Raw genomic sequence first — 16581 nt, forward strand, 5'->3', positions numbered from 1 at the left:
GCTTTTAATTTTAGAAATTAGCTGTAAGACCTAAAGAATAGTTAGAGGTTAATGGGTATCTGGTACCATTGGTAGTTAGCAATTCCGGATCCCAAAGCTTAAATTTACTGATGGTAAATACGTTATAACCAGTTCCATAAATTCTCAATCGTTTAATGCCTAGTTTTTTGATACCTTCTTTTAACGTGTAACCTAAATCGGCATTTTTCAACCTTAAAAAGCTGACGTCGCGTGTCCACCAAGTACTGGTTTGATAATTATTGTTGTTGGTACCACCATATGATAATCGAGGATAAACAGCATCCTGACGTGGATTTGCAACCGTCCAGCGGTTAGCAGCTACCGCTAACATATTTCCTAAACCGCCGGAATTAGCAAAAGACGGAATATTTATATTGATATCTGCATTATCCTGTCCCTGGAAGAACATGCCAAAATCGAAGTTTTTATAGGTCAATGAAAACCCGAAACCATATGTTGTGCTTGGAATATCTCCTCTACCAATCACCGTTTGGTCAAACGAATCGATTTTACCATCACCATTTAAATCCTTGTATTTAATATCTCCGGGCATTAACGTCCCAAATTGTGTTGGGCTTGCATTAATTTCTGCCTGGGTATCAAATAATTTTTCAGCTACATATCCAAAACGAGATAAAATATTAAGCCCTCTACGCTCCAACCAAGGATAGGCTTTTGGTGCTTCATCATTTTCAATAACCTTGTCTTTGTTATAGGTAAAGTTAGCTCTTAAATTCAGCGACCAATCCTTGCTCAACTGTGCATCATATTGAATAGTACCATCGATACCTTTATTTTCCACAATACCAAGGTTTCCGATAGGTGTGTTGGCTAAGCCGATATAGTTCGGTACAGTTCCTCGGGTTATGAATTGATTTTTTCTTCTTTCTTTAAAAAAATCAACAATTAATGAGAGATTATTATTTAGGGTTTTCATCTCAAAGCCCAAATCCTGTTTGCGTGTTTCCGCCCAGGTAACATCTACTCCATAGGCTGTTACACCTAAACCACCAACGCCGGCATTACCATTTAAACCGTATGTGTAACCACTGGCGCTGCCTACTTTTGTTAAATAATAAAAACGTTCACCCTCTGTTTGGACATAACCATTACCACCACTACCGCCGCTGCCAACAATACCATCAGAATACCTGAATTTAACCATTTGAATAGCATCCTTTAACGGTTCAAAGAACTTCTCGCTCGATAATAAATAACCTATACCAATAGCAGGGAAGAAACCATACCGTTTATCAGGTGCAAAGTTTTCTGAACCATTATAACCCATGTTAAATTCGAAGAAATATTTATTGTCATATGCATAGGTTGCACGACTGGCGATACCCTGTAATCTATAAGGCAAAGATTGCGTTAAATTTGGAGCAAACGATGTAGAGTTGTCGTTTTGGTTATAAAGTAATAATCCACTTACCGCATGCTTACCAAAAGTGCGATTATAATTTATTGCTGCCTCAAAATACATTTTCTTGTCACCGCCATTTGCACTTCCGAAGTTTAAAAAGTCTTGACCTTGTAGCACCAAGCCATATTTATAACCTGAGGCAGGGTTGCCGGCCACATTGTAAGGGTTAAGGGGATCAATTCTATATAAACTTTCTCTCTTGGTTCTGAAAATTGCACTGTTATTGTTGATGTCAAAAGAGTACATGGAAGTAACCGATAAACCTGGCGTAACTTCTTTCAAGTCTTGTGTTAAACGTAAGTTTGAATACAATTGAGTACTGTAACCAATTCTATACCCATTTCTCGTGATATCTCCATATGGGTTACGTTGATCGGCCTGTGCACTTATCCCTGGTAAACTGCCGTTGGGATAAAGAACCGGAAATGAAGTCGGATTAATTAAAAATGCCTGACTAAAAATATCCTGTGCTCCTAAATTACTAGGGTAGTTGGTTTGTGCTAAAATACCTTTAATACCCAAGTCCAGTTTGGTTGTCCCGGTAATATCAAGATTTAAATTGGTGTTGATATTGTATCGGCTAAAATTTTGTTTGACCGCTGAATTTACAGCCTCATCCGTTTTAAACAAACCGTCTTCACCATAATATCCGATTGAGACGTAATACTTTGCGTTGGTTACCCCACCGGAAAGATTTGTAATAGCCGACCTGTTTCTCCCAAAATCTTTATATATAGCGTCGAACCAGTTTACATTAGGGTATAAGATGGGGTCTGTTCCTGCGGCCGTTTTTTGTACAGCATCAATAGAATATGCCGGCGCAAATGCACCTGCAGCTCCGCCCCTTAGATAATCTGAATACTTGGCCTCATTAGCAAGATTCATATAATCAACACCATCGATCAATTGTGGTCGATTAGTGAAGCTACTTACACCTTCCCAATACTCCACATTGATTCTTGGCGAACCAGTCTTTCCCTGTTTGGTATTAATAAGTATTACACCATTTGCACCACGGATACCATAGACTGCTGTGGCTGCGGCATCTTTCAATACCGTAAAATTTTCTACATCATAAACGCTAATGTCGTTCAGACTTCGGTTTGGCACACCATCAATAATTACTAAAGGTCCCCTGTCGCCCGATGTTAGGGAAGAAATGCCACGAATAAAAATATCTGAGCCTGTAGCACCGGGCTCACCATTTCTACTTACATTAATCACACCTGGGATACGGCCTGCCAGGAGTTGACTCATACTCGAAACTGGCTGTTTTAATTCATCCGCTTTCACAGATGACTGTGCACCAACCAAACTTTCTTTTTTCTGAACTCCGAAACCTACAATAGCAACCTCTTCTAAGTTAGACCCTGCAGTTTCTTTGAGTTTAACTTCAATCGTTGTTTTAGTTCCAATTGTAATTTCTTGTGAATCATAACCCACATAAGAAATAATCAATATTGCGTTTTGATCCGGAACCGTTATGGTAAATGCTCCATTTACATCTGCAGCGGCAGTTGTAGATGAGCCTTTTACCTTGATACCTGCTCCGGGAAGTGGTGCACCTGTTTCATCTTTTACGATACCGCGTACCACAATGTCAGCTTTTGTTTGGTTGATGAACTCTGAACTGGTTATGTTAACAGCAGTTGCATGAGCGGACGAGTATAAACTGCCATTCAAGACTAATGAGAGAGCGATAGCCTTAAATGCACAATCTTTAAACCTGAGCCTGCCCTCCGTTAAATTTGTAATTCTTTTTATCATGATAAGTTTGTTTGTTGATAGTAACTGTTACTAAGCCTGCTTTTAGTTACAATAGATTTCCAGTACCTATCGGCGACTACCGACGGTATAAAAAATTGTACTATATATTTGGCTATTTATACGGATTATTGTTGCTCTTCCGGAACTTCGATCAAACGCCATTCAGACAACTGAAACAGCGAACCACTTCCGATTGCTGTGATGCTAATGCGGTAAAATTTGTAAGCAATTTTATTTTTAAAACTGTAGGTTTTAACCATGTTCCTTCCGGAAAAGGTTTCTCCGGTACGCGTATCGAGGTCCACCCAAGTGGTCCCATCCAAAGATCCGCTGAACTTCCAATCCTTAGGATCTCTACCTGGAGCATCGTTACCGGAAGTCAGTGTATAGGAGGCAACCTGTTGAGGAGTAGCAAAACTCAACTGCATATAAAAGTTATTCGCGTAAGGATTGATTAAAAATTTTGTTGTAAGATCATTGTCGACAACTTTTGCAGACCCTTCTGCTCCTGATGAACCACCGGAACTTTCAATATTTACAGAAAGTGTTGCTTTAGAAGTGACATCAACTTTTGCTTTCCATGTAAATAAATCTACTGCCGGATATTCTTCCTTCGTGCACCCCGATAGCAATGCAAGCACACAGAAGAGTACGGCTACCCTTCTGGTAATTTTGAAACAATTCATAATAATTAGTTAAATAGTTGTTGGTTGTTGATTGTGGAATGTTTGTTGGCCCATGAGCTAATCGCTAGACACGTGGACAGTTTCTTAGTAGCTTTATGTCATATAATTCCCTCCATATTATTTATTATTTGCCCTTTAGATTAAAACTAAAACGTTTTATCAAACGATGCTTTAAAAAAGTCCTGCATGCTCAGAACTTATACCATTACTCTCATTCCCCTTAGGGCTTGCTAAAACGTTTTATAACACAATAATAGGAATAAATTCACAATTTTATTTAAACTATCAAAAAAAAATATGCATTACCAATAGATTTGCACTATTTATAGGAAAAACACCAGATTAAATACCAAGAAAGCTATGAATTCCAAGCATTTATAGACCAGATTATCTCCAAAATCACGATTATTTTTGAAAAAAAAAGGCGATGTTGCTTCTACATCGCCGTATTTAATGTTTTAAGGGAAATTTTACCCGGCATTTTCATCGCAGCAGCTTGCCGCGCCGATTAAAGCAGCATTTTCTTTGAGTTCGGAGATTTTGATGTCTGCATCTATTTGATTTCCTTTTAGTGTTGCAGTTAATTCCGGAGCAAAGGCACTAAAAGATTGTGCAATGTTTCCGCCTATAATTACGGTATCAATTTTATGTTTATTGATCACCGGAATTAAGAATTGCGCAAGGTTGTAGCCAAACTCCATAAATACGCGTGTTGCAGCATGATCGCTTTCTACTATAGCAACCAGTTCTTTTACACCATCGACTTCGTTGCCCGTAAGCTGCTTATATCGCTTTACGAACCATCGGGTGGACAGGTAATCCTCTGCGATGCCATCCAAAAAAGGAGAGCACCACAAGTCGGCATCAATGGCTTTACTATCGATGCATAATGAAGATCCTAAACCAGTACCCAGGGTTAACCCTAAGACGTTGGCATTACCTTTGGCGGCTCCTGCATACACTTCGCCTTGCAGGAATCCTGCGGCGTCATTTATAAAATGAATATGATCGGCAGGAATATCCAGTCTTAAGGCCAGTTCCTGTTTGACATTTACACTGTAAAGGGATTTAAATTTATCCTGATCCTTAATTAAGGAAATGCCTTCCTCATAATTAAAAGGGCCTGGCATGGCTATACCGACATACCTGGAACCATTTGTAATGTTTTTGAAGGCCTTTTCGATGATATCGCACCATGCAGATAAAATGACTTCTTTTTTCTCCTGTGAATTCACAGGGCTACGTTTAATGGAATCGTTAACTAATGTACGTGTTTCTAAATCCACCAATGCGGCTGTAATGTGTGAACCGCCAATATCTACACCTAATGCAACAGGTTTTACCATTGTATATCTTTATTTCTTAAATTAATTCTCGTGTTTTTCAACAAAATTGGCCAAAAGTAGTAAAACGTTTTTATAAACTGAGAGAAAACGGTTTATCTTCGTCCAATATCCCTCTTTTTAACGAAGGTTTAACATCCATTTGTAGTTTTAATACACCACCATTTAGCAAATCTGTATGGTTGAGAAAGTTTTTACTGTACGGCTTTCCATTTAGTGTGGCAGACTTAATATAAACATGGGAAGCATCATTAGCAGGGGCTTCAATTACGAATTTTTTTCCATTTTCAAGGTTTATTGTCGTTTTCCGGAAAACGGGACTTCCAAAGACATACTCACCGGTTCCAGGTGTTACACTATAGAAACCTAATGCACTTAATACATACCAGGAAGAAGTTTGGCCCTGATCTTCATCGCCGGGGTAACCGTTCTCGGAGGCATCATATAATTTTTTCATCACCTCCCGTGCATGAAACTGCGATTTCCATGGCTCTTTGGCATAGTTATACAAATAAACCATGTGCTGAATAGGTTGGTTTCCATGTGCGTACTGCCCCATATTGGCCATTACCATTTCAGTCATTTCGTGTATCATGCCTCCATAGGAACCTACATTGACTTTATTTGGCTCGCTAAATACCGAGTCTAATTTAGCATTGAAGTTTTTTTCACCTCCCATTAGGTTAATTAAACCTTTTGTATCGTGGAATACCGACCATTGCCAATGCCATGCATTGCCTTCAGTAAAAGGGCCGCCCCATTCTGTGGGGTCGAATTTTGGTGTCCAGTTGCCCAGAGCGTCTTTTCCCCTCATAAAACGGGTACCAGCGTCATACACATTTTTGTAGTTATACATCGGCTTTTCGAAAACTTCCATGTAATGTTTATTTCCGGTCATTTGCGCCAGATGGTAGGCGCAGTAATCGTCGTAAGCATATTCGAGCGTTTTGGCGGTTGCTTCGCGATATTTTGGATATGGAACATATCCGAGCTGGTTGTACTCTTTTACCCCGTCTCTTCCATTAGCAGGACCCCACGGGCCTTTGTTCATGGCCTCATGGTAATAAGCGTCAAGTGCTTTTTGCGGATTGAAAGTTCTGATGCCCTTTGCCCAGGCATCAGCTAGTAGTGAAATGGCATGGTTTCCAATCATACTTCCTGCTTCGCTCGGGAAAGACCATGATGGAAGCCAACCACATTGTTCCTGAGCAGCAAGCAAGGCCTGCATGTAACGTCCGTGCATTTCTGGCTGTATTAAAGTGTTTAAAGGAAACTGAGCACGGAATGTATCCCAAAAACCAGTATCAGTAAACATGTAGCCTTCATGCACTTTCCCATCGTAAGGACTAAAGTAATAAGGTTGTCCGGATTCATTTAATTCATAAAACTTTCTCGAAAACAAGCTGGCACGAAAAAAGCAGGAATAAAATGTCTCCATGTCCGCTTTAGTTCCGCCTTCAACTTCAACTTTTCCTAAAGATTTATTCCATACAGCAGCAGCATTTGCTTTCGTTTGTTCCAATGTTTTATCAGCGCCTAGCTCTCGTATTAAATTGAGTTCAGCCTGTTGAAGGCTGATGTAAGATGATGCTGTTTTAGCCTGAACTTTTACTCCATCGGCAAACTGAACAAATGCTCCCTTTCCGAGGCCTTCAGCAGAAACTGAGTCTATAAGAACTGTGTTTTTTTTATTTTCCCAGGTTCCGAAAGATTTTATGGGTTGATCAAACTGAACAACAAAATAACTTCTCCAGCCATTTCTAAAGCCTTCGCCATTATTTACCCAGCCTGTAATCTTATTTTCCTTTGGAAAGATTTTTACCCCACTTAAACGGGTATAGCCATCGAGTACCAGAAAGCTTCTTCTTCCTTTAGGATAAGAGAAGCGTAAATGTGCACCTCTTTCTGATGGTGAGATTTCGGTTGTAATTTCGTTTTCGAAAGTAACCTTGTAGTAATTGGGCTTTGCAATTTCATCGTTATGACTGAATCTGGTTTCACGTTTATTTTCATCTACTACCAGATCATCAATTACCGGCATTAATGAGAAAACTGCATAATCCCGGGTCCACGAACTACATTGATGCGCCTGCTGGAAGCCGCGGATTTTGTCTTTAAAATACTGGTATTTCCAGCCATCGCCATTTCTACCGGTTTGTGGTGTCCAGGTGTGCATGCCGAATGGCAAGGCTGTTGTAGGATAAGTATTTCCCCGCGTGAGTTCATGCTTGGAATTGGTGCCTTGTAAAGTATTTACATAGCTTACCCAGTCTTTCTGCTGCGCGAACGAGCCTTTGGCAGCCAGGCAAAGCAGGATGGACAAAATTAATTTAGGTTTCATTTAGTTTGTTTGTGTTTATTGGTTCAATGATGTGCTAACCCTACACCATATCGAATGTTTGTTAAAATCAGCGCTTGCCTGCATAGGTAGAAAAAGCAAGCAAGGCTGATTTATATTTTATTGAATACCCCATTTATCGGCAAGCATTTTGATGAAATAGCCGCCAACAACACTCCTTGCCTGAAAGCCACTCATTCTTCCGTCTGTTGTTTCATGCCAGTCGCTCAATGGCACTTTACTTTCCGTTTCTGTAGCGTAACGGTAAACCGGATGGATAAACTTTTCGAAATCGACTTTGTTATCGGTTAACGTTGCGGTCCACATGATCCAGTCGGACTTGGTATAGGTTCTGCGACTATCCAATGGCAGGCCAAACTCCTTTTGTTTTTTTAGATAGAAAGCAATTTCCTTGTTATAAACGGCAACCGGAAAAAGGTCGAGCTTCAGTAACTTATCCCAGATCAGGTTATACTTCTGGCTCCAGGTATTTTTATCATTGAACGTAAGCGCATAGTGGTCGCCATCATCAGCGAGCTTCATCCAATCTTGTGCCATCTTAAGTGCTGCATTCCTGTATTTTGTAGCTACATCCGTTTTACCGAGTTGCTGCGCCATCTGCGCATATCCGCCAAGGGCAACAATGGCTTTAACAGAAAGATTTGAATTTCTGGCCAGGTGACCGGCAAAATCATCTGTACACAATTGGTTTGCAGGATCGAAGCCTTCCCGTAATAAATAATCGGCCCATACTGACATGACTTCCCAGTGTTTGGCTGCGTAGCCGGTATTGCCTTCTGCTTTAGTAATAGCAGCGGTGAGGATGATCATATTTCCAGCTTCTTCAACCGGCATATCTTCACCATATGTTTGCCCGTTTGCGATGGGATATGTACCTAAATCATGAGCGGCGAAAGGCTTTTTCCACTTCCCGCTTTCCGAATAATAGAAAATGCCGTTTAACATTCCTTTCAACAATTCCGGGCTGTAAAGGAGGTATTGCGGAGCAGACGGATAGGTAACATCAACGGTGTTTATTGAACCATTACTGAAGTTTTCTTTAGACAAGAAAAGGATGTCGCCATTTGGTGCATAAACAATTTTATGTGCGGCTATGCTCTGGCGATAAGCCAGCTTGCAGAGGTCGGCATATTCTTTACCCCCTGATTTAACTGCATCAGTGTATAACTGGTTATCAAAAGCAGCACATTTATTTTTAAGCAATGCATAATCGGCACTGGCCTGCTTCAGCTGATCTTCAAAATTCTGCTTACCCGATTTGTTCCAAACCGGTAATAGCTGTGTTTTGAAATACTCAACCGGCCTGACATCATCATAGCCGAACATCACATATTTCTCTACGGCAGTCTCATTGATCAAACCAAAAGGAATTACAGTGCCTAGATTTATATTTTTACTATTTAGTATTTGCTTTTGTGCAGGATAATCACCTTTTACAAATGCGCTCAAGCTGGCTCCCTGTGGGGATAAAAATTGTTTTGCACCAAACTTTTCAGGTACTGCGACATACAGATACCCCCAATCGATTCGAACATCATCACCCCTTTTTTTCAAGACAGGTTGTTCTACTGTTCCGGCTTTGAGTATGGCCAGGCCACCCGACTTTTTGCTCCAGGCAGATACCGGCTGGGCGGGAGCGTTGACAGCAATATTTGATGACGCGCTGAGATAAACATCAACATTGTGAGCCTTAGCATCATTTGATTTTACGGCATAACTCACATAACTAACCGGTCGTGCGGTTAATTGAATATCGTTCAGCAAAAGTGGAGAAGTAAAATTTACCTGCAGGTCGACACCACCGCATTTAAAGGTAAATGCTGTAGTAGTAGCCTGTACATTAACGTTCGTTTGTTTGGCTAGTTGTATTGGAAGCTTTGTTTCCTCTTCTTCTACAATTCCGGCATCGAGGTGCCTCGCGCTGGCAGTATTTTTTACCTGGATTGCCAGTAAGTTTTCGCCCATTTTGAGCAGACCGTCAGGGATAGGAATATAAATATAATCAGAAACGTAATCATTCTTTTTATAAATTAATTTATCATTGACGTAAACCATTACATGATCGTCGTGATTAAGTTTCAGCACTTTTTTCCCTGGAGATAGATTAGTTAAAGTAAATTTTCTCCTGAAATAAAGATCATCTGTGTTCCATTTTGTTTTTGCTCGCTGATCGTCTCCGAAGGGTGCTTCCGCACTTTTCCAGGAGGCATCATTGTAGCTTATATTTTCCCATCCTTTATCCGGCTGACTAAAAGTGTACTTTGCCTGATAGCGGGATTCGTCGGTTGCCGGAAGTAGTTGTTTATAGTTCTTCGGTTCATTACCCAGGAAACGGTAATACTTATCATCTACTTTAATCAATCCTATCAGGGATTGTTCTTTGCCTGTCCAGTGTTTGGTAACCGACTGATTGAGCCCATCACCAAATGACCATATACTGAAATAGCTGTCGTGGGTGATTAAGGGATAAGCCGGTGCTTTGTCCTGAGCTTTCAGTGTGCAAATAAAGAACGCACATAGTGCCAGTAGGGAAAGTTTTCTCATCGTTATATTTGGTTCAAGGTGTTTAAGAATAAATCGATTTACTTCATCTAAGAGCCAGTTCGGGATTCTGCTACCAATTCTGAATTTTCTGTTGAGATGATTACTGCCTGATTAAGCCCTTTTAATCAAGTTAAAAGTAAAACGTTTTACTATTTCAATATTAGAGAATTTTAAACCATATTGGAACTATGGGATGTAATTTTTTCATTACAAGATTATTCCCTTATAATGAGTTTGGCAGGAATAATGATTTGCTGATCTTCCAATTTGGTTTTTGAGGATAATTGCTTAAGGATTAGCATAATTACGTTTTCTGCAATTTCTTCTAACGGCTGCTGAACGGTTGAAATGCCAGGGGTATGCAATTCAAATGCTTCGTGATCATCGTAGGCAATAACGGAAAAGTCTGCACCAATTTTTTTGTTGATTTTCTTGAGTACTTTTAAACCACTTATGGCTAAATAATTGGTGGCAAACAGTACTGCATCAATATTTTTATCATTGAAAAGCTCTTTAATTTGTCCGATGGTTTCATCCTCTTCCTGATTGAAATGTATTTTTAAAACAAGGTCATCGTTGTATGGAATGTTATGATCTTCGAGCGCTTTTCTGTATCCGTCGTAACGTTCGGTGATTTGCGGAACATTAATATCGGTTGTAACCAGGGCTATATTTTTCTTCCCTTGATTGATAAAACTTTCTATTGATTGATAAGAGGCATTAAAATGATCTGCACCAACATAACTTGTACTAATCTCGGGCAGGTTCCTGTCGAAAAAGATAACGGGGTTTCCATCATTGATGAGCATCTGAATATCTTCCTCGATTCCTTTTATAGGAGAAATGATATAAGCATCAACTTTACGCGATTTGAACATATTGATGAGTTCTTTTGCTTTATCAACGCTATTCTCGGTGCTGGAGTAAATAATTTTATAGCCTTTTTTATAGGCCTTGTCTTCTATTAAACGTGCGATACGAGAGAAGAAGGAGTTTGAGATGTCTTCAATGATCAGGCCGATAATATTAGAGTTACCGGTTCGTAAACTACGTGCAATTTGATTGGGTTTATAACCACTTTCTTCAATTATTTTCTGCACTTTATCGATTACGGCTTCGCTTATTGATTTTTCTTTGGCTTTACCATTTATAATAAATGAAACAGTAGTAATTGATACATTTGCTTTAGTAGCAATATCTTTTATGGAAAGCGATTTCATTTGGCTTCAGTTCTATTTGGTAGTTAAACTCAAAGCTAAATAAAAAATGCAGCTTTCGAATTTTAACGGGTTATAAAAACGCAATTTAACATTTTTTATATTAATCGTTTTAGAAACGTTTATACTTGAATGATTTCAATTCAGTTTGAAATACAAAGGGCGCCTTGCGGCGCCCTTTTGTGAAGATTAATATCCTGGGTTTTGGGTGAGTTTTGAGTTTAAATCACGTTGTTGCTGAGGGATGGGAAACAGTGTCCGGGTTGCAGTAGAAGGTGTGTGATCCCACCATGTTCCTGTTGCAAATTTACCGAACCTGATTAAGTCGTCTCTGCGGAACCCCTCAAAGATGAATTCTCTTCCGCGCTCTGCCAATAAGCTATCTAAAGTTAACGTAGCAGTGGTATAAGCATGGCTTGGCCATGTGGCAGCAGTATAAGCACGTTGCTTGCAGGTATTGACTAGTGTTACTGCTTCTGCCGTAGCTGCACCACCGTTTTTACGCATGATGGCTTCAGCTTTAGCGAAGTAAATCCATGTCAGGCGATATATATTCCAGTCTGTGTTATTATAATTTGGATCTGGCTGTACAGCAGTTGTGTCGGTACCGTTTACAATAAAGCCGGCAATGGAATTACCCAGTCGGTATTTATTGAACCTCACCCCACTGTTTTCTTCTCCCTCACTCATGTTACTGGTTGTTGAACCGGTTACGTTTTTGCGAATGTTATCTACAAACACAAGTGGCTTACCAGCATATTCTACTGTACCTTCTACCGGAACTTTAGGGTTTGAAAATTTATACTGTGGACCGATTAACAACCATTCTTTTTTCCTCAAGTCGTCATTATCATAAGTATCATAAACGCCTGGAATTACCACAACGCCATCGTTACCATTTCTTCCGCCACCATAGATATCTCTTTGCGCGAAGTGAAAGAAATCGGCCGCAAAGCCTGGTTCAAAGTTTGCTCTTTTGTAATCGTATGCAATGGAGAAAATAACTTCTTTTGATAAGTCGTTGGTATTTTTGAACTGATCCAAAATATTAGGATCTAAAGCCATTGCCCCATTTTGTCCACCCCCTTGATTTTTAATCAACATATCGGCAGCGGCGATACAATCGTCCCATCTTGGTGTACCTGTCCATACTTCAGCATTTAAGTAGAGTTCGACCAACATGGCGTAACCACCTGCCTGGCTCATCCTTCCCAGCATTGCTCTGGAGAGTTTAGGTGTTTTTTCAATATTTTCTTTGATTTCCTTTTCAATAAAATCAAACACCTGTTTTCTGGTTGAGGTTGCAGGATATTCACTCGTTGGCACGCTTCCGGTTGGTACGGTAAGGCTTATTGGAATGTTACCAAACAAATCCATCAATTTAAGATAGTGGAATGCCCGTAGCAGTTTAAGTTCGGCGATGTATGCATCTTTTTCGGCCTGTGTGATTCCCATATCAGCAATACTTCTGCTTTCCAGATTCTGTATCGGGCTGTTGCAGAGCCCCATTCCCCAATACATGAGGTTCCAGGCGTTGTTATAACCAGACTCGTCGACTGTCCAGGTGTGATAGTGCAATCTTTTCCACTGACCGCCATCTTCTCCGTGAGGCCCCTTTGTTGGCCAGGCCAGCTGATCTGCAGATAGTTCGGCCATGCGCCACCATCCGTTTTGTCCTGCCGGAGCCACCCATGCGTTGGCGTGCGTATATGGGCGTAACACAGCAGAAAGCACTTCGTTTTTATTGGTATAGAATACGTCAGCTGGAATCTGATCGTAGGCATTTTCATCCAGTTTCGTACACGCGAAGCTGAGTACTGAGAACATGATTAATGCGATATATTTTAAATTACTTTTCATGATAATAAGTTTAGAAGCCAAGATTTAAACCGAACAGGAAGGATCTGGTACTTGGGTAAGCATTTCTGTTATCCACACCTGGGCCTAAGCCAGAATCCAGTACGAAATCAGGATCGTTACCGGTATAACCTGTAAGTGTGATTAAATTCTGACCAGTAGCATATACCCTTAGGTTTCTGATCAGCTTGGTTTTTAATTTGAAGTTATAGCCGATGGTAATTTCATCAATCTTCAGATTTGTTCCATCTTCAAGATAGTAGTCAGAGTACATGTAAGTATCATTGATCTGACTATTCTTTTCGAAGGCTGTCCGCAAGTAGTTGCTTCCCTTGATGGAAGGATTTCCATAAGAGAGTTCAGTAGTGTTCAAAATATCATAATCGAACTTACCTCTAATAAACATTCTGAAGTCCCAGTTTTTATAAGAAAGATTAGCAGTAAAAGATGCGTAATATTTTGGGATAGCATTACCAATTCTGGCTAAATCGGTCACGTTCGGATCTTTTGAATTGTTGATTTTGTCGTTACGAACAGCTTCTCCGTTCCTGTTAAAAAACAGCCATTTCCCTTCGGCATCAAAACCTGCGAAACGTTTACCCCAGAATTCGCCAAGTGGTGAACCTTCGTAGGTTGTGATAGCATCACCAAGATCGCCTGAACCGCCAATTCCACCAAAAGTTTTGTATTTCACATCGAAAATATCATTTGAATAGCTCACCAGTTTATTGCTTAATGTACTACCGGTAAAGTCCATGCTAAAGGTTAGGTCTTTAGTTTTGATGGCTTCGTAACTTAGCGCCAGCTCGATACCCTTTGATGAAATGGTACCTACATTGGCATAAATATTGGCAAGAACGTAAGGGGGCTGCGGTGTAGTATAAAGATCCAGCAGGTCTTTAGTCGTACGATCAAAAACATCCAGCGCTCCTTTTAATTTGCTATTAAACAAAGTGAAGTCTGCTCCGATATTTAACTCGCGTTTGCTTTCCCATTTCAGATCGGGGTTAACGTTGGTAGTTGGTCCGTAGGTTTCTCTGTACGCACCGTCAGGGTAAATGTACCTGCCGCCGCCTCCCAATACTACTCTTGACGCATTATTAGAGAAGCCAGAGTTACCTGTTACCCCATAACCTGCGCGAAGTTTAAGGTAATTCACCCATTTTACATTTTTCATGAAATTCTCATCAGAGATGTTCCAACCTGCGGAAACTGCCGGAAAGTTTCCCCATTTATTATTCACACCGAAGCGTGAGGATCCTTCCCGTCTTAAGATTAACTGAAGCAGATATTTGTTATCGAATGCATAATTAATTCTTCCAAAGAAAGCGATCAAGGTGTTATCATTTTTGAAACTTGTGGCTGTTGCCCTGCCATCTGTTAAAGCAACACCTGTGGTTAAATTATCTTCATGAAACTGATCATTGATAAAACCACGGTTACTCGCAGACTGGCCTTCTTCTACGTTATAACGATAACTATATCCGGCTACTGCAGCCAGTGAGTGTTTTTCTTTAATTACCGTGTTGTATTGCAAGGTTGGCTCGAATGCAAATGCCTGAGAAAGGAAATTGCCTTTGCTGGCGTAACCGCCACCAGGATAATCGGAATCTTCTACTGATCGTTCAGAAAAAATAGATGCCCAGGCACCATCAGTATAGCTATCTCTCTGTACCGATCCAAACACAGATCCTTTAAGTCCTTTAAAAAGGTCTATATCTGCCTTGATATCTGCGGAACTGGTTTGCTGTTGTCTTTTACTTCTTTCCTGCTGAAGGCGTGCATATTGATTTGTGCTTTGGTTATCGAAATAGAAACTACCATTAGGGTTATATATCCTTTTGGTAGGATTTTTTACCAATTCTTCTTCCCATCCGCTACCACCAAGTGTGTTGGCATTGTTGAAGTTAGAAGCCAGGTTCATCTGTACATTCAGCTTATCATTAAATCCTTTCTGATTTACATTTAACCTTGCAGTATATTCTTTGCGGCCATTTTCCAGACCAATACCCTGTAGATCACGGTAGTTCAAACTTGCTCTGTAGTTTGTATTGTTTGATCCTCCTGAAAGGGATAAGTTGTGATTTTGAGACAGATTGTCTTTATTAATCAGGCTACCGTATAAATCTTCGTTTCCTCCGTAATCCGGGGCATCGATAAGCTTAGCTGCGATCTTTTGTCTGAATTCATCAGCTGTTAAGAAATCCAGTCTGTTCTGGATATATTCCTTTCTGAAATATGTTGAATAGTTGAACTGAGGTGCGCCTGGTTTGCCTTTTTTAGTTGTAATTAAAATAACCCCAGCATTAGCACTTGTACCATAGATGGCAGCACCTGAACCGTCTTTCAATACATCGACAGAAAGAATGTCATCCTGTTGCAGAAGATCAGGGTTACCACCTGGAATACCATCTATCACAAATAAAGGGCTTGAGCTTCCGGTTACGGTTACTGCCCCCCTTAATTGAACGTTGACACCAGAATTTGGATTGGAACCACTCGTTCGGGTTAAGTTAAGTCCGGCAACCTTTCCCTGAATCAGATCGAGTGGATTTCGTGCACCACTTTGTCGGAACTGGGCCGTATCTACGTGGGCAACGGATGACGTCACCTCCTTCGTTTTGAGGGTACCGTAACCCACTACCACCACATCGTTAAGGTTCTGAGCACCGGAAGGTACCAGACTAACGGTTAATGGTGTTGCACCATTTCCAGCGGGCATTGATTTAGACTGATAACCGATGTAACTGAACACCAAAACATCTGTAGGTGCTGAAACCGCAATGCTAAACTTACCGTTTTCCTGCGTTACTGTACCACCGGTTTTACCCTGGATTTTAATGCCGACACCGGGAAGGCCGAGTTTTTGTTCGTCGACTACCGTACCGGTTATTGTTTTCTGTCCGGCTGCTGCTGCAGGCGCGGCCGGGCTTGCCGTTGCTGGCGTAGCAGCCGGAGCTGGTGTTGGGGAAGTTGCCGGGCTCGCGCCACCTAAAGGGTTGACCGGTACTTTGACAGAATCGGCAGGTTTGGCAACAGGTGTTTTTTTTGTTGTGTCTCGCTTAGTTGTATCTTGCTGAAAATAATAGAGGCTGTAATTGTTTTTACTGCTCTTTAATTTTGCAAACAACTGGGGGCTTGAAATTAGGATCAGGCATAGGATACCTGACAACCTGGGTAGAATGTTTTTCATTGGCACTCACTCGTTTAGTTTATAATTAGTTACATTTTGCGGCCAATGATGTAATAATTAATGGAACGTAGATGATTAATTTAATACGACCTGGATTTCCGCAAAACGATTTAGTAACGCCTTTAAGGCATTATTGTTTTAGAAAAAATCAAATCGTACCTAAAATGTTAC

Annotated in this window: 8 protein-coding genes; all 8 read right to left on the minus strand. The window is 40.5% G+C overall.

Features of this window, described 5'->3' with window-relative positions; genetic code table 11:
* Positions 1-10 precede the first annotated feature (10 nt).
* Complete coding sequence (locus tag AB669_RS07615) at positions 11-3211, minus strand: TonB-dependent receptor (protein ID WP_231582643.1); 3201 nt, start codon at positions 3209-3211, stop codon at positions 11-13.
* A gap of 125 nt (positions 3212-3336) precedes the next feature.
* The gene (locus AB669_RS07620) at positions 3337-3897 is read right to left on the minus strand and encodes a discoidin domain-containing protein (RefSeq protein WP_047798702.1); all 561 of its coding nucleotides are present in this window, start codon (positions 3895-3897) and stop codon (positions 3337-3339) included.
* Between the two features lie 470 nt (positions 3898-4367).
* Complete coding sequence (locus AB669_RS07625; RefSeq protein ID WP_047798703.1) at positions 4368-5243, minus strand: ROK family protein; 876 nt, start codon at positions 5241-5243, stop codon at positions 4368-4370.
* A 70-nt stretch (positions 5244-5313) separates the two neighbouring features.
* Positions 5314-7581 carry a GH92 family glycosyl hydrolase gene (locus tag AB669_RS07630; protein ID WP_053058327.1) on the minus strand — a complete coding sequence of 756 codons (2268 nt, stop codon included), beginning with the start codon at positions 7579-7581 and terminating at the stop codon, positions 5314-5316.
* 117 nt (positions 7582-7698) lie between these two features.
* The gene (locus AB669_RS07635; RefSeq protein WP_047798704.1) at positions 7699-10143 is read right to left on the minus strand and encodes a glutaminase family protein; all 2445 of its coding nucleotides are present in this window, start codon (positions 10141-10143) and stop codon (positions 7699-7701) included.
* Between the two features lie 215 nt (positions 10144-10358).
* Entirely contained in the window at positions 10359-11363 is a 1005-nt protein-coding gene (locus AB669_RS07640) for a LacI family DNA-binding transcriptional regulator (protein ID WP_047798705.1), read from the minus strand.
* Positions 11364-11549: 186 nt separating this feature from the next.
* Positions 11550-13220, minus strand: a complete 1671-nt coding sequence (locus AB669_RS07645; protein WP_047798706.1) for a RagB/SusD family nutrient uptake outer membrane protein — start codon at positions 13218-13220, stop codon at positions 11550-11552.
* 10 nt (positions 13221-13230) lie between these two features.
* Positions 13231-16410, minus strand: a complete 3180-nt coding sequence (locus tag AB669_RS07650; protein ID WP_082120615.1) for a SusC/RagA family TonB-linked outer membrane protein — start codon at positions 16408-16410, stop codon at positions 13231-13233.
* Positions 16411-16581: the final 171 nt, after the last annotated feature.

This window comes from Pedobacter sp. BMA (genome assembly GCF_001027745.1).
Classification (GTDB): domain Bacteria; phylum Bacteroidota; class Bacteroidia; order Sphingobacteriales; family Sphingobacteriaceae; genus Pedobacter.

What these genes read in the sequence shown, in the direction of transcription:
- AB669_RS07615 (WP_231582643.1), bottom strand. Translation starts at nt 3,211, where the DNA reads ATGATAAAAAGAATTACAAATTTAACGGAGGGCAGGCTCAGGTTTAAA.
- AB669_RS07620 (WP_047798702.1), bottom strand. Translation starts at nt 3,897, where the DNA reads ATGAATTGTTTCAAAATTACCAGAAGGGTAGCCGTACTCTTCTGTGTG.
- AB669_RS07625 (WP_047798703.1), bottom strand. Translation starts at nt 5,243, where the DNA reads ATGGTAAAACCTGTTGCATTAGGTGTAGATATTGGCGGTTCACACATT.
- AB669_RS07630 (WP_053058327.1), bottom strand. Translation starts at nt 7,581, where the DNA reads ATGAAACCTAAATTAATTTTGTCCATCCTGCTTTGCCTGGCTGCCAAA.
- AB669_RS07635 (WP_047798704.1), bottom strand. Translation starts at nt 10,143, where the DNA reads ATGAGAAAACTTTCCCTACTGGCACTATGTGCGTTCTTTATTTGCACA.
- AB669_RS07640 (WP_047798705.1), bottom strand. Translation starts at nt 11,363, where the DNA reads ATGAAATCGCTTTCCATAAAAGATATTGCTACTAAAGCAAATGTATCA.
- AB669_RS07645 (WP_047798706.1), bottom strand. Translation starts at nt 13,220, where the DNA reads ATGAAAAGTAATTTAAAATATATCGCATTAATCATGTTCTCAGTACTC.
- AB669_RS07650 (WP_082120615.1), bottom strand. Translation starts at nt 16,410, where the DNA reads ATGAAAAACATTCTACCCAGGTTGTCAGGTATCCTATGCCTGATCCTA.